Raw genomic sequence first — 14707 nt, 5'->3', positions numbered from 1 at the left:
TCCGTCTTCCTTCTATTCACTCAGTATTTTCTGAATCGCTGCCTCCATATTGTTCATGGCATCCGCAGGGGTCATTTTGCTCATCCAGACTTCATTCAAAAATTTAAAAGCGGCTTCATCACGGATTTGCGCATTTTTGGTAGAATGTTTGCTGAATTTAACCACACTCGCCACCTCGGAATAATCGCTGCGATATGGCAAATCCTTAAATTCCTGCTTCTCCAACACGGACGGCTTGGATGGAATATGTCCTGCTTTGGCCCAAATCTGGCCATTGTCGGCAACATAATCAGCAAAGATCATGGCTGCTTTACGTTTGGCAGGATCTTCATCCTGCGTCAGAGGCAGTACAATCGTGTGAGAATCTCCCCAAGTTGCTTCCTGATCATAGAACTTCGGAATAGGCATGGCTCCAAATTCAAGTCCTTTGGTGGATTCCCACGTTCCCGTTGTCCATACGCCTGTCATAATAATGGCTGATGTACCACTCTGGAAATTTTTATAAAAGTCCGGGTCGTTTTTCTTGATATAACCTTCGGTAAACAGTTTCTGAACGTATTCAGCTGCTTTAATCCCTTTCTCCTTATCAATGGCTGCAGATTTCAAGTCATCGGATACCACATCATTGCCGCCCATTTGTGAATATAAGGACCACCATAGACGGTATGGATCATCATTGTTGTTGGATAATGCAAAAGGGGTAACCTTGGCAGGCAGCTTTTCTTTTAAGGTCTGGAGGAAGGTGAGAAAGCCGTCAGCGGATTGTTCAAGGAGTGGCTTACCGTCTTCGCCAAGCAGCCCTGCTTCTTTCAGCAGCTTTTTGTTATAGAACATAATAAAAGGATGGGTATCAATGGGAACCGCATAATGCTGGCCTTCGACTGTAACCGCATCCAAAAGATTCTGGTTGTAGGTATTCCAGTCTACCCCTGCATCCGTAGCGGGAGTATCGAGTTCGGTGACAACACCTTGGTCTATCAGATCGGGGAGTCTGGAGGAATGGGAAATGCCAATGTCTGGTCCATTGCCATTACCAACGGCTGTAATGAGCTTTGTGTAATACTCTCCCCAAGCCAGCTTCGTATTTTTCACTTCGATATTCGGGTGGGTTTTGTTGAATTCATCAACCAATGTCTGCATGTTCGCTCCATCTCCGCCATCGAACAGTGTCCAAAAAGACAACGTTACTTTTTCATCGCCCGAGGCACCATCACCAGCACCATCGTTACTTCCGCTGCATGCACTCAAAACCGTGGATAGCGAGAGAAGTAACGTTAGTGCCAACAAGCCCATTCTTCTTTTCATGCGAGTATCCCCTTTGTTCTAGTTTTATAGATACAAACGATTTAATTGATTTATTACATTATTATTGTATCTATAGAGGGATTATATCGAGGTATTTTACTATTGTCAACGCTTTCAATCGTATTTATTGTAATTATATGAACAAAAAAGCCTTAGTTACAATATATCCGCAACTAAAGCTTTTTTTATTAATCCACTTCCGGATTCATTACGTAATTCACAGTCATTTTAATGTTTTGATCATAATCTCCGAATTGGCGACCAAACAGGTTGACTCCTCCTTGATGCACCGCATTCGGCTTGATGCCTATGCGCAACCGAAGCTTATGGCTGTTTTGCAGGTTGAGCTGATCCAAAGTAACCGTAGAGATCCTTTCCATATCAAGCGAGGTCTTCTCTTTATCCACTCGCCATGTCTTAAGCAGACCATATTGGGTAGACCACTCATGCCACCAGGCAGGATTTAGCTTCCCTCTCCTGTCCCCAAAATCACCGGGACAGGTCCACATGCCGATTTCCACACTGTTAACCCATATGGAAATATCGGAGGGCCAGTTGTGGTCATAGTTAGGGGCTTCGGAACACATCTCCATCGACAGCTCCAGCGAATCAATACGCGCGCCTGCCGGTATTTCTAACGGCATCAAATATTCGACATAACCCTTGCGAAACCACATAATCTGGGCACCAATATGTTTCGGATGAAAAAAGCTTGCTGGTTCGTCCTCACGTATAATCATCCCGTCTGCATTCGCCATCCCGCACGTTGGCGAAACTTCGCAATCACTGTAATGACCAATCGGCATATCCACTTCATAGACCTGAACATCTCCTTTTGGTCCGGATTTATCCAGATTAAGCGCGATATGGATATCGTCATAATTGCGACTGCATACCTTCATCGCACCCCGAGAGGCGGGCAGCAACTCCGTATTAATCAGCCTTGCAGCCTCCAGAACCTTGATGTTGCTGGCTACAGTAGATACTGGAAGATTAAGAGCTTCAGCAATCTCAACGATATTAAGGTTTTTGGAAATCAGGAGGCGGAGAATATCAACTCGGGAACGCGTCGATAACGCATGAGTGACGGTTACCAGCTTGTCCGGGTCATCAAAACTAAGCTCAAGCATTACATCACCGCCTATATTATCATTATGTTACAATAATTTTACTGTTATGTTTTGAATGAGTCAATAATGTTGTAACAAATTATTTGTTTTGTATTAAATGATTGCCACTTCGTCATCCATCTTCCCTCCTTCAGCTGTCGGTTGCAGCAAAAAAGGCTGCCTACAAGGCAACCTTTTACGTGAAGATCAAGAATGATACCACTTATGAAATTGATAAAATCCATTATACGAAAGGAACGGTTAGAGTAGGTTCAAATCACCGATGCCTCCACCTTTTTCTGCTAAAAAGCCACAGGTAAGGCAGCTAAACTCTGCGAACTTAGTGCCAAATGCCAGGTAATATTTTCCCGTGGAACGTTGAGCCGCAGATTAGGCATGCGTCTTAACAAGGTTGTAAAAGCAATATCTCCCTCCACACGAGCCAGCGGAGCCCCCAGGCAGGAATGAATACCATGACCAAAAGCCAGATGACGAGTTATATGACGTGTCACATCCAGATCCTCCGGCTGCTCAAACTGGAGCTCATCCCGATTCGCTGACTTCAATACGGGAATAACCATATCTCCCCTTTGGATCAGTTGTCCTGCCAGCTCAATATCCTGTGTTGCATAGCGAGGTCCTGCAATGGTTGCCGGCCCATTGAAGCGAAGCAGCTCTTCAACAGCGGAAGGAACCAGACTAAGATCAGCCTTAAGCTTCTCCAATTGTTCAGGATGATCCAGTAACATCATTGCACCCGTAGCGATCAGATTGGAAGTAGTCTCATGTCCAGCAAAGATCAATAACGTAATCATGGATAGCAGTTCTGGTTCACTGAGTCGATCGCCCTCTTCTTCAATGGCAATCAATTGGCTGATCAAATCATCCGCAGGATGCTTGCGTTTCTCACCTACCAGTTGCGCGGTATAGTCACCGAAAGCTTGGAGGTGTTCCTCCACTCCCGGTTCACGCACTCCGAGGCCCAGACCGTGTGCAATTGCGGAGGACCATGTCTGGATTTGTGGACGATCTGCTTTAGGTACCCCCAGCATATCGGATATGACATGAATCGGTAAAGGATAAGCGTAGTCCTTAACCAGATCCATCTCCCCTTTTGTTTCAACCTCGTTCAGCAGTTCGTCAGCAATCTGCTGCACACGTGGGCGGAGACTTTCCATATATTTGGGTGTAAAAGCTTTGGAGACCAACCGACGTAATCGTCGATGATCAGGTTCGTCCACTGAGAGCATCGATTTTCCGGTAAAGAACGTCGGTGGTGCATCTGGATTTATGTTCTCCATATAGGCTTTCAGGACATTCTCGTTGCCGTCGATGGATAGTGGGTCTACCATGAAGTGAGCGTGATCTTTAAGTACCTGTGACACTTCTTCCATTCGTGTAACTAACCACTGCCCGCGATCTGTATCACCCATTGGCAAAGATACCGGAATAACAGGACCTGTTTCACGCAACTGCTTGATAAGTGAGAACGGGTTTTCACCACTATCCCCACTAAACAGACTCAGTGCTGCTTTTTGCGAATCATGAAGATCTAACTCACTCATCATAACCATCCTTTCGCTTCGACCATTTTATTCGTTTAAACTAATGTATTTATCCATTCATTTTCATTCCCATGTTCATAGCCGGACTGGAGTTGTTCTCCCCTCCAGTTCTGACGTTGACCAACCTTCACAAAAATCACGGGTACACGATGTCTGCGAGCAGCTTCGCCATGGGTTGCACATCCCTCTCCTTTTCATTAATATTAAGAGGAGAACTCTCCGCTTAACCTCTCCTTGATATTAAACGGAGAGTTCTCCTCTTGTCAAATTTTGGACGTTGAAGGATAGGAAGTGACGAGCGTGGATAAATCGAATACAACCTCTCGTTCGGAACGGCGGGATGCGGCCGAGAACCGTCAGCGTATTTTGGAAGCGGCTTTCCAATTATTTGAGCTGCATGGCGTTGAACGGGTCAGCATGAATCAGATCGCTGCCGAAGCACAGATTGGAGCAGGTACTTTATATCGCCGATACCGTAATAAGAGTGAGTTATGCATGGATTTAATTAAAGATAACGTAACCCTGTTCTTCAATGATGCAGAGGCATACCTCCTGGCGAATGCTCACCATCCACCATCTGATCGATTACGAGGTCTGCTGACATTGTTTATCCAGTTTAGAGAGAAAAATGCGGAGCTGCTCTCGGGCATCGAAAATACGGTCCATCAGAGCGCAAATTCCAGAACCTCAAGTCCCCTCTATGATCAATTGCATCAAAAACTTGTTGGTTTATTTGAAGAAATGGTTACGAAGTCCGATGAGGAGTCGCAAGCCATCAGCTTGTTCAAAACGGACATGCTTCTGACTGCGATGAACAATGATTCGTATCTTTTTCAGAAAAATGTGCGCGGGTATTCTTCTGAACGCATTGTGGAACGGCTATGTCAAACGTTTTTATAATGTGCGGTTATTTGAAATGAAATAAAGCCTAACTCATTGGTGTCTATCCACCACCTGAATTAGGCTTTTTGTGCTAATAGCTCTTTTGGAATTTAAAGTCCTTTGATATACCAAGCATCACAAGCAAAATGTTCGGTTGCATTCAACGGTTCTTCTAATGGAACGAAACCGTTCTTAATATAGAATTTGTTGGCTGCAACCATATTGCTTAGGGTTTCAAGATAACAATGCTCATAGTGTTCTTTGGCAAAATCAAGGGAGATCTGAAGCAATTCATAGGAGATTCCCGTGCCTCGTGCCCCTTTTAGTGCATACATCTTCTGCAACTCACAAATATGGGGAAAACCCTCAATAGGTCCGATACCGCAGCCAGCTACGATTGCTGAGTTTTCCTCAACAACCCAATATTTTGAACCCTCCTGTTGGTACAGGTGGTAGAAATCTCCCAAATTGGGATCAGACCACGCGGTTCCAGACTTATTGGCCCCAAATTCAATCAAACAGCTTCTAATCAAAAGCTCTACTTCTTTATTATCCTTTTCCTCTATCTCTCTTATGACCACCCAGTAACCTCCGCAATTGTATTGAATGACTAATACTTAAACTACGTAAATTATACTACGGTTCTTGGATGTGACAATCGGTAATCCCACAACAATGAAAAGGAGTCAGCGGGTATTGATGGAGTGAATGAAGTGAACTAATGAATGATTTGGGATAACTTCTTTTACGTCCGTTCCTTGATCGCAACAATCCGTATTCGACTTGTATCCAGGAACCATTGATTTTCGCGCTCAAAGTGCGGCCTAACCTGTGCCTCAATGGCTTGGTAGATGGATGCTTTGTCAGCAGATATAACATCACTAAAGAAATAATCTGAGAAGCTGTTTAGCCAGTTCTTAAGTCCTGTTGCTTCTCCTTTGAGCGGAGTAGGGTTGTCGAAATGCTGAGCGAACGTGACACGGAATCCGCGCTGCTCCAGCAGGCTGGTGTATTCGCCAATGGTCGGATGATACCACGGATTTCGTCCCGCCCACGTATAACCATGTACCTCCAGAGCCTGCTTTATAGCAGTAATCAGGAGAGCTATATTTCCGCTTCCGGCAAATTCAGCAACGAATCGTCCTCCCTCCCGCAAGGCCTGCCAGATTGATTGGACCACGTCCGCGGGATTATGGATCCAATGTATAGCTGCATGGGAGAATACAGCGTCAAAGGCTACATCCGTTCGATATTGAGAAGCGTCTTCCACTTGAACATTCAGGTCAGGGTACTTCTGGTTGGCGAGCTTTACCATTCTCTCCGATAGATCGATACCTGTCGGAATCGCTCCAGCAGCTGCAATCTTGGCTGTCAAATCTCCATTGCCACATCCGATGTCCAGAATTCGCTCCCCGGGTCGTGCCTGCAGCAAGGACAGGACATCCACTCCCAGATGAGATAAAAAATCTATTTTATGATAGTTTGGTTCCAACTTGCGACCCAAGTTAGAGGGTTCATTAGACATAAATGGAGTCTCCTTTTCATAAACATACTATTAAGGATCTTGGATATCTATGATAACCTTAATAAGGACAGCATGTCAACGGCCTTTTCACCGGTTGCAAAAAAACCTACCCCATGAGAAATCATAAGATAGGCTCTTCCCTTCGAATTATGGATTGGACACCCTTGCTGTCTTCACTTTTTGTACCTCGTACATATTCACTGTAGTGCTAATCAGGTACTCTGGTTTCTCCTGTCCTCTTTTCTCGCGATGCCCTTTAATATGCACATCACTTTTCTCCCAATTTTTCCATGCTTCTTCCGATTCCCAGCGAATCAAAACCATGACTTCTTCGTGCTCTTTACTCTTCTTGTTGACCATCACACTGAAATCAATCAGCCCCGGCATTTCCTCTACAGGGCTAGGAACACTGAAACGTTCCACCAGTTTATGACTGTGGCCATTTTCGACCACCATAACGCGAGTTTGAATGAACATGATTTACACCTCCTGATTGCCTCAAGTCACTGCAATGGATACAATGCCTTGTGATATTTTTTTAACATACTCTCTATTATTTTAACCTTATTGAAAATGATTATCAATATCATATTCGTTTTTGTTCACAAAAAAACCTTCTCCACGAATTAGAGAAGGCGCTTTGCTCGTTTGTTTAAAGAGCTTTATTCACTTTGCTGCTCTTGGGTTTGCTCTGATTTGCACTATTATGATTTGGTTTATTATTGTTTGGTTTACTGCCGTGGTTTGGTTTACTGCTGTGGTCGGCTTTGCCACTCTTCTTAAACCACTCGGACTTGGGCTTACGGGCCGGGTTCGCTTTTGGCTTCGCAGGTTTATTAGCTGCAGATTTATGGGCTGCAGACTTCGATGTTGGATTAGCTTTTACAAACGCAGGAGCTCCAGTCATCGGATAAGGATGATTTTTCACTTCAGGAATGGTCTTCTTGATCACTTTCTCGATATCCTTCAGAAACGGAAGCTCATCCTTTTCGCAGAAAGAGATCGCCATTCCGCTGTTCCCTGCTCTACCTGTACGGCCAATTCGGTGAACATACGTTTCTGGAATATTAGGAAGGTTAAAGTTGATTACATGCGAAAGTTCTTCAACATCAATGCCCCTTGCCGCTATATCCGTCGCCACAAGCACTCGTGTGACTCCACTCTTGAAATTGTTTAATGCTCGTTGTCGTTCATTCTGAGACTTATTGCCATGAATGGCCTGAGCCGTAATATTCACTTTGGACAAATCACGTGTCACACGGTCGGCTCCACGCTTTGTACGGGTGAACACCAGTGCCGACACAATGGATTTGTCCTGCAAGATATGGTTCAACAGACTCTGTTTCTTGCCGTTCTCCAATAGATATATGGACTGCTCAATTCGATCTACAGTAGAGGACACGGGAGTAATTTCTACCTTTACCGGATCTACCAGCAACGTTTTCACCATTTTTGTAATTTCCGGAGGCATCGTTGCTGAGAAGAAAAGGGTCTGTTTCTTACTCGGCATCTTGGAGATGATTCTTTTCACATCATGAATGAAGCCCATATCCAACATGCGGTCTGCTTCATCAAGTACCAATATCTGCACATGCTTCAGTTCAATACGCTTTTGATTGACCAAATCAATCAGTCTGCCAGGCGTTGCGATAATAATATCTGCACCTTGATTCAAGGCCCGTTCTTGCACTTTTTGCGATACTCCACCTACGATCGCGGCACAACGAATATCGGTAAAACGACTATAAGCCTTAATATTATCCGAAATCTGAATCGCAAGTTCTCTTGTTGGAGTTAAAATCAATGAGCGAATATGTCGTGCGGCTTTGGGGCCGTTCGACTTTTCGCTTAATAACTGAATGATAGGCACAGAAAATGCTGCTGTCTTCCCTGTCCCTGTTTGCGCACAGCCGAGCAAATCTCTGCCTGCCAAAACGGCTGGAATCGCCTGTTCCTGTATAGGTGTAGGGGTAGTATAGTTTGCTTTGCTTAGGCCTTCCAAAATTGCGGGTATAATATTCAAGTCTTTAAATGTCATTAGGTCTCCTTAATTTACGCAACAAATATTCATTTGACGTATATCTCATTTCAAAACGTAACACATAAGGATAACATTAAAAACCACATCTGTATATTATCTTTTCAAAATTCAGCCCTTATTGCGATTTTGGTTGAACTTACGCCAACCTTGAGCCTACTGCGAGACACCAATCCATTAACTCACCAATTTCAACCCTACTGCTGATCCGAGCACCATGGCAATAAACAGAAGCCTTAACGCATTTCGGGGTTCTCCATAAAATATCATGCCAAGAATGGCTCCCCCGGAAGCGCCAATTCCGGTCCATACGGCGTATGCCGTCCCCATTGGAAGAGTCTTCATCGCCAGGGACAGGAACAGGAAGCTTAATCCGAATCCTGCAATCAAGAACACGATAGAGATCAGGTTACGATCTTTGTGCAGTTTATTAATCATCAGAACCCCAATCATTTCAAAGACACCAGCTAAAACTAGAAATACCCAGTTCATGATTCATGGACCTCCTTTGTTTTTCCTTTGCTGAGCATTTTAAGACCGATTACACCCAGTAAAAGAACCCCGATGAGCACCATTTTCCCGGTTTGAACTGGTGCATCAAACAAAATAATTTCTGCCAGTACAGTTCCCGCTGTACCCAAACCAACGAATACTGCATAAACAGTACCTACATCAAGTGAACGGGAAGCCGCAATCATCAAGGTAAAGCTGACAATGATGGCGATCAGTGTAGCCCCCCATTCCAGAAAACCACTGGCATGTTTCAATCCAATGACCCAACCGACTTCAAATAAAGCTGCAATAACGACGGACAACCAAGTTTTGTTCATCTCTGTCACACTCCTTATCAAATATTGCTACGTGTATTATTAGTTACATGAAGCCGAAATAAAAAAGCCCGGGAAATAAACTGCATGAAGCAGTTCATCTCCCAGGCTTTTGTCCCTCCGTGACACAACCAACAGGCTGTGAGTTTTCTCTCGGACCAGACCGACACAATTGCCGCGGAACCCTAGAAAACATTTGAATATTCTGATGTGACTCCAATTATACACATTTCTTTTCGATAGGCAACCCTTTTTCGTTACTAGGGCTAGAGAGAACTTACATGCCGTATATTTTGTGTGGTACGTAGTATTCCTCCAGGCTTGCAATTTCCTGGTCATCTAGCTTCACGGACAACGCTGCTACAGCATCTTCCAAATGATGTTCCTTCGTTGCACCCACAATTGGTGCGGTGACACCTTCTTTCTGCAATACCCATGCCAGCGCAACGGTTGCTCTCGAAACACTCCGTTTGTCCGCAATATCAGATACAGTCTCCACTATTTTACGATCGGCATCAACCATTCCCGCAGCAAGTCGGTCTCCTGCTTCGTCGTTCGATGAACGGGCTGTTTGTTCATTCCAATCCCGTGTAAGTCTTCCTTTGGCAAGTGGACTCCAGGGAATGACGCCGATTCCTTCTTCTGCGCAAAGAGGTAACATCTCTCTTTCCTCTTCTCTATACAACAAATTAAGTAAATTTTGCATGGAGACAAATGGGGTCCAGCCATTGCGTTCGGCAGTATACTGAGCCTTCATAAACTGCCAGGCGTACATCGAAGAAGCTCCAATGTACCGGACTTTACCCGCCTTAACCACATCATGAAGGGCCTCCATGGTTTCTTCAATTGGAGTACTATTGTCCCAACGATGGATTTGATACAGATCCACATAATCGGTCCCTAGTCGCTTTAAGCTATTATCAATCTCATTCATAATAGCTTTTCTCGATAAACCTGCGCCGTTCGGCCCAGGCTTCATGCGGAAGTAAACCTTTGTTGCGATAACAACCTCATCACGACGAGCAAAATCCCTCAACGCACGACCCACGATCTCGTCCGCGTTCAGGGACTCCATAGCTCATGCAACCAAGACATAATCTTGAAACGTCCAGTCCGGTACGACCCAGTTTTACATATTCCATAATCAAACACTCCTTTAATTGGATTTGGATGAACCTAAAGTTAATTTTATCCAATAACTGAGGTACATTTCTTTGAAAATCTGATTTTCTTCCCATTTGATCTGGGACTCCAATCTCTCGATTACGATTTGCTTCACTTGGTTCGATAACCGTTTACTCAAACTTTCCACCCAGCTTTCTGGCATACTAAAATGCATCAGAGACCTGTTCTTCTCTCCAGCTCCTCTGTATATCTCGAACCCATCAGGGTAATTTTTGAAGCTGCATCATTAATGCTCTGTACATCTTCGGGTGTAAGCTCAATGTCCGCCGCACCTATATTTTCTTTGAGACGACTCGACTTGCGCGTTCCCGGGATCGGTACAATCCACGGTTTCTGGGCTAGCAGCCAAGCAAGTGAGATTTGTGCAGGGGTGGCTTGGATTTTCTCCGCCTTCTCTATCAACAGATCGACCAGTACCTGATTGGCCTCCAACGCCTCTGGTGTGAAGCGTGGCAGAATATTACGCAAGTCACCCTGATCAAACGTTGTTTTCGCGTTAAAACTTCCCGTGAGATATCCTTTACCCAAAGGACTAAAAGGAACAAAACCAATACCGAACTCCTCAAGCGCTGGAATCAGTTCTTCTTCTGGGCGTCTCCACCATAAGGAATATTCACTCTGGACAGCTGCTACCGGCTGAACGGCATGCGCGCGGCGAATCGTGTTCACGCCGGCTTCCGACAGCCCCCAATGCTTCACTTTGCCTTCTCGAATCAGATCCTGCACGGCACCGGCAACCTCTTCAATCGGCACATCCGGATCAACACGGTGCTGATAAAACAAATCAATCGCTTCGATCTTTAGTCGCTTAAGAGACTCTTCGGCAACTTTCCTGATCTGCTCAGGACGGCTATTCATCCCGCTCTGTTTGCCATCCTGAATGTCAAATCCGAACTTCGTCGCTATGACAACCTGATCGAGTACAGGAGAAAGTGCTTCGCCGACGAGTTCTTCATTGATATATGGACCATAAACTTCGGCGGTATCAAAGAAAGTTACACCGTGTTCAACAGCTTCCCGAATGACCGCGACCATCTCCGTTTTGTCCGAAGCTGGACCATACCCGTAGCTCATTCCCATACAACCAAGCCCAATTGCCGAAACTTCCAAGCCGCTATTTCCCAATGTTCGTTTTTGCATCATCCAAACTTCCTTTCTTCGTTTGATTTCATAATCTGCAACCTAATATTATTATGCCGAACTAACCGAACGAAACGGTATATCATTTGTCTTAATTGATTGCCCGATCCTATCACACACACTTTTGTCCAAGGTCGTTAAGGCTTATAATGAAGCAAGAACAACTCTCAAGGAGGATTTGTATGTCCGATAACGGAGGTCAGCAGCAACAGGAGCTCACCGAACTGATCAAGCGTCATTCCATTCATAATAGCTCCAAGGAAACGGCAATCCCTTCCCTGTATGTCTATCAGCATTCCAGCATTAGCGAACCGGCTTACCGGGTTTATAAGCCTTCATTTTGTGTAATCGTTCAAGGCTTGAAAGAAATCTTGCTGGCACAGGAAAGATTCGAATACGGACCCTCCAATTATCTGCTTGCTTCCATGAACCTGCCGGTGATTGGTCAGATTATAAAAGCTTCCTCTGCTATGCCTTACTTGAGTCTCAAGCTTGAGTTTACACAGCATCAGATTCTTGAAGTGTTGAACGAATGTGATATTAAGGTCACGTCCAAAGAAAACGCCAGACGCGCCCTGTTTGTTGGACAGATGGAGCCCTCCATTCAGGATGCTGTACTGCGGTTGGTTCGGCTGTTGGATACACCGGGAGAAATCCCGTTCCTTGCCCCACTCTATACGCGAGAAATTCTGTACCGGCTTCTGCAGGGACCCTATGGAGCCGAACTGGCCCAGATTGCGGTGGAAGGCAGCAGCAGCTACCGGATTCGGGAAGCCATCGAGCATATTGTTCAGCATTGGGAGCAATCATTTCGGATTGAAGATCTTGCGGAGACAGCCAACATGAGCGTGTCCTCGTTTCACCGGAATTTTAAAGAGATCACCGCCATGAGTCCTCTCCAGTTTCAGAAGCAACTTAGGCTCCAGGAGGCCCGTCGGCTGCTCATGGCTGAATCGGCTGATGCTGCTGATGTAGCATTTCGGGTTGGTTACGAGAGTGCGTCGCAATTCAGTCGGGAATACTCCCGCATGTTCGGAGCACCGCCGCGAGCAGACATCAAACGTTTGAAGGAAAAATACGATCAGGCTATGAGTGAATAAGCACATTGACTGAAAAGTTGAGATGCCAAAGAAATGGATAGCCACAAGGCTATCCATTTTTCAATTGACAGAGAATACCGAATTCTATCTCCCTTGTATTGACAGCCTGTGAGATATGGAACTATAATCCTTACTAAACCAAGTTACATACAATGTTTTATAAAGGAGAGGTATCGGATGGCTAATGTTCAGACTTTCAAAGCTACTGCCCATCTACAAGATGGGGTTAAGGTGATCACCAAAGCAAGACAATTCGAACTGATCATCGATGAGCCAACAAACCTCGGTGGTACCGACACGGGAATGAATCCTGTAGAAGCTTTACTTGCCTCCCTTGGCGCATGCCAATCCATTGTAGCCCGGGTCTATGCCTCCAAATTCGATGTTGTACTTGATGATTTCAGAGTTGATGTTGAAGGTGATCTGGATCTTGACGGATTTTTCAACCGATCTGATGTACGTCCCGGATATTCCGATATTCGATACACGTTCTATATTAAAACCAGCTCATCTGAAGAAAAAGTTGAATCATTTGTACAATTTCTAGAAAGTAAATGTCCTGTGGGTGATACGATTTCCAACCCGGTGAATACCAAGCTCAATCGCGTTATTATCGAAAATGGGATATCGTTGTAACAAAACGAATGAACCAGATACAAAAAGAAACAAAGAATACAAAACATACAAACAACACAAAAGGCTGCTTCCCAACAAGTTAAACTCGCTGGAGAGCAGCCTTTCTGAAATCTTGGATTTCTTTTGTTAATTGTTTTGTCAATTGAATAGTTCTTTCGATGAGTGCAGCGGCTTCTGCGCGAGTTGTATTCCCCTTCGGTTTCAATGTTCCGTCTGGATAACCATTAACGAGCCCATTGGCAATGGCCGCAGCAAGTGCTGAACGTGCCCATCCGGATATTTCAGCGCCATCGGAGAAGCTGATATTACTGTCTGAATCCGCGATCTGCGCTGCACGAACGACCATTGTCGCAATTTGCTCACGGGTCACCCATTCATCTGGACCAAAGGTGTTATCACTATATCCATTCACAATGCCCAGACCTGCCGCAGTGGAAATCGCATCTTGCGCCCAATGCGTCGTAGTATCCGCACATCCTTTGTCAGCAGAGCCTTTTAGATGTAAAGCTTTAATGATAAGAGTAACAAATTCGGCTCTGGTAATTTTTTTATCCGGTCTGAAGCTGTTGTCCGGATAACCCTGGATCACACCGAGTTCAACCAAATCCATAATACTGCCGGAAGCCCAATGTCCTACGAGATCCGTGAAATTTTTGGTTCCTTCCGGAGTTGGCGTTACGGTCTTATCGGATACCAGAACAGCAAACTTGGTAAAATGATTAATGGTTCCTGATATCGTTCCATTCATTTAATCCACTTTCAAATTATCGAGTGAAACCCACTTATGGGCTTGCTCGTTGAACCAATACAATCCCACTATTGATTTGTCAAAGTCTACATTGTTCTTGTCGAATGGCAAAGTGACAGTTACCGGTTTGCTGAAAATCCCGCTCTTGCTTGCAGTAAGCTCATAGACATCCCCGAGCAGTTTCAATGTGGAATCGGTGAACAGATTCGACGTTTGGCTTACTTCATTTACGGAAATGACGATGCTGCTATCCGTCGCTCCGGCTGGCACATTGATTTTGACCCGCCCAGGCTCAACGATCCACCATTCACAGTCATCGTTCCACTGTTGGCAGTGGTACCCGTTTGATCAACATTCGTTCCTCCAGTTGGAGTTGAAGGAGTCGAAGACGTTGGTGGAACCGAGGAGGAATCTCCGGCTCTGACGACAGTTATACTGTAAGTCTTGCTTGATCCATTACGTGCTTGCACCGTAATTGGAATTACATTTTTCCCAACAGACAAACCGAAAGACTGGTTTATTCCGTTTGCATACTGAATAACAGAGAAAAACAATTGCTCCTGCGCCTTCGCTTGGGCTACGTCCTCCATAGGTGGATAAGAGGTACAAGGTAATATGAACCATTATTTCCAACTTGGGCGAGTGAC

Annotated in this window: 17 protein-coding genes, 1 pseudogene and 1 riboswitch; of the genes and pseudogenes, 3 read left to right on the top strand and 15 right to left on the bottom strand. The window is 45.0% G+C overall.

What is annotated here, in order from left to right; all coding sequences use genetic code 11:
• Positions 1-12: 12 nt before the first annotated feature.
• From JNUCC31_RS30175 to JNUCC31_RS30165, 3 genes are all read right to left on the bottom strand, one after another.
• A complete protein-coding gene (locus JNUCC31_RS30175; RefSeq protein ID WP_192266985.1) occupies positions 13-1305 on the bottom strand; it encodes an ABC transporter substrate-binding protein in 1293 nt (430 codons plus the stop codon).
• 188 nt (positions 1306-1493) lie between these two features.
• Complete coding sequence (locus JNUCC31_RS30170) at positions 1494-2435, bottom strand: ArsR/SmtB family transcription factor (protein ID WP_192266984.1); 942 nt, start codon at positions 2433-2435, stop codon at positions 1494-1496.
• Positions 2436-2716: 281 nt separating this feature from the next.
• Positions 2717-3982 carry a cytochrome P450 family protein gene (locus JNUCC31_RS30165; RefSeq protein ID WP_228469316.1) on the bottom strand — a complete coding sequence of 422 codons (1266 nt, stop codon included), beginning with the start codon at positions 3980-3982 and terminating at the stop codon, positions 2717-2719.
• Between the two features lie 297 nt (positions 3983-4279).
• Between JNUCC31_RS30165 and JNUCC31_RS30160 the strand changes: the two genes are divergently transcribed.
• On the top strand, positions 4280-4879 hold the full coding sequence (locus tag JNUCC31_RS30160) for a TetR/AcrR family transcriptional regulator (RefSeq protein WP_192266983.1): 600 nt from the start codon (positions 4280-4282) through the stop codon (positions 4877-4879).
• A 92-nt stretch (positions 4880-4971) separates the two neighbouring features.
• On the opposite strand, the gene JNUCC31_RS30155 is transcribed toward JNUCC31_RS30160, so the two are convergent.
• From JNUCC31_RS30155 to JNUCC31_RS30120, 9 genes and pseudogenes are all read right to left on the bottom strand, one after another.
• Complete coding sequence (locus tag JNUCC31_RS30155) at positions 4972-5442, bottom strand: GNAT family N-acetyltransferase (RefSeq protein WP_192266982.1); 471 nt, start codon at positions 5440-5442, stop codon at positions 4972-4974.
• Between the two features lie 164 nt (positions 5443-5606).
• Complete coding sequence (locus tag JNUCC31_RS30150; RefSeq protein WP_192266981.1) at positions 5607-6386, bottom strand: class I SAM-dependent methyltransferase; 780 nt, start codon at positions 6384-6386, stop codon at positions 5607-5609.
• A 147-nt stretch (positions 6387-6533) separates the two neighbouring features.
• Positions 6534-6863, bottom strand: coding sequence for an antibiotic biosynthesis monooxygenase (locus JNUCC31_RS30145; protein WP_192266980.1), 330 nt, complete (start codon positions 6861-6863; stop codon positions 6534-6536).
• A 175-nt stretch (positions 6864-7038) separates the two neighbouring features.
• Positions 7039-8424 (bottom strand): DEAD/DEAH box helicase, encoded by a 1386-nt coding sequence (locus JNUCC31_RS30140; protein WP_192266979.1) that lies wholly within the window; start codon positions 8422-8424, stop codon positions 7039-7041.
• 177 nt (positions 8425-8601) lie between these two features.
• Positions 8602-8916, bottom strand: coding sequence for a DMT family transporter (locus JNUCC31_RS30135; protein WP_192266978.1), 315 nt, complete (start codon positions 8914-8916; stop codon positions 8602-8604).
• A complete protein-coding gene (locus JNUCC31_RS30130; protein ID WP_192266977.1) occupies positions 8913-9254 on the bottom strand; it encodes a DMT family transporter in 342 nt (113 codons plus the stop codon). Before JNUCC31_RS30130 ends, JNUCC31_RS30135 begins: the two co-directional genes overlap by 4 nt.
• Positions 9255-9350: 96 nt before the next feature.
• A riboswitch (guanidine-I (ykkC/yxkD leader) is annotated at positions 9351-9451 on the bottom strand.
• 77 nt (positions 9452-9528) lie between these two features.
• Positions 9529-10393: pseudogene (locus JNUCC31_RS30125) on the bottom strand (aldo/keto reductase).
• A 14-nt stretch (positions 10394-10407) separates the two neighbouring features.
• Positions 10408-10578 (bottom strand): hypothetical protein, encoded by a 171-nt coding sequence (locus JNUCC31_RS33630; protein ID WP_228469315.1) that lies wholly within the window; start codon positions 10576-10578, stop codon positions 10408-10410.
• 11 nt (positions 10579-10589) lie between these two features.
• Entirely contained in the window at positions 10590-11576 is a 987-nt protein-coding gene (locus JNUCC31_RS30120) for an aldo/keto reductase (protein ID WP_192273456.1), read from the bottom strand.
• Between the two features lie 182 nt (positions 11577-11758).
• On the opposite strand from JNUCC31_RS30120, the gene JNUCC31_RS30115 reads away from it, so the two are divergent.
• Together JNUCC31_RS30115 and JNUCC31_RS30110 are read left to right on the top strand one after the other, a co-directional pair.
• Complete coding sequence (locus JNUCC31_RS30115; protein ID WP_192266976.1) at positions 11759-12676, top strand: AraC family transcriptional regulator; 918 nt, start codon at positions 11759-11761, stop codon at positions 12674-12676.
• 177 nt (positions 12677-12853) lie between these two features.
• On the top strand, positions 12854-13312 hold the full coding sequence (locus JNUCC31_RS30110) for an OsmC family protein (RefSeq protein WP_192266975.1): 459 nt from the start codon (positions 12854-12856) through the stop codon (positions 13310-13312).
• A 79-nt stretch (positions 13313-13391) separates the two neighbouring features.
• Here the strand turns inward: JNUCC31_RS30110 and JNUCC31_RS30105 are convergent, their stop codons facing one another.
• The 3 genes from JNUCC31_RS30105 to JNUCC31_RS33625 are packed head-to-tail and all read right to left on the bottom strand — an operon-like array spanning position 13392 to position 14650.
• On the bottom strand, positions 13392-14060 hold the full coding sequence (locus tag JNUCC31_RS30105) for an S-layer homology domain-containing protein (protein WP_192266974.1): 669 nt from the start codon (positions 14058-14060) through the stop codon (positions 13392-13394).
• Positions 14061-14330 carry a hypothetical protein gene (locus JNUCC31_RS30100; protein ID WP_192266973.1) on the bottom strand — a complete coding sequence of 90 codons (270 nt, stop codon included), beginning with the start codon at positions 14328-14330 and terminating at the stop codon, positions 14061-14063.
• Positions 14288-14650, bottom strand: coding sequence for a hypothetical protein (locus JNUCC31_RS33625; protein ID WP_228469314.1), 363 nt, complete (start codon positions 14648-14650; stop codon positions 14288-14290). The genes JNUCC31_RS30100 and JNUCC31_RS33625 overlap by 43 nt, the downstream gene beginning before the upstream one ends.
• Positions 14651-14707: the final 57 nt, after the last annotated feature.

This window comes from Paenibacillus sp. JNUCC-31 (assembly GCF_014844075.1).
GTDB lineage: Bacteria > Bacillota > Bacilli > Paenibacillales > Paenibacillaceae > Paenibacillus.
The sequence above is the reverse complement of the archived record's forward strand: the minus strand, read 5'-3'. Positions and strand labels throughout refer to the sequence as shown.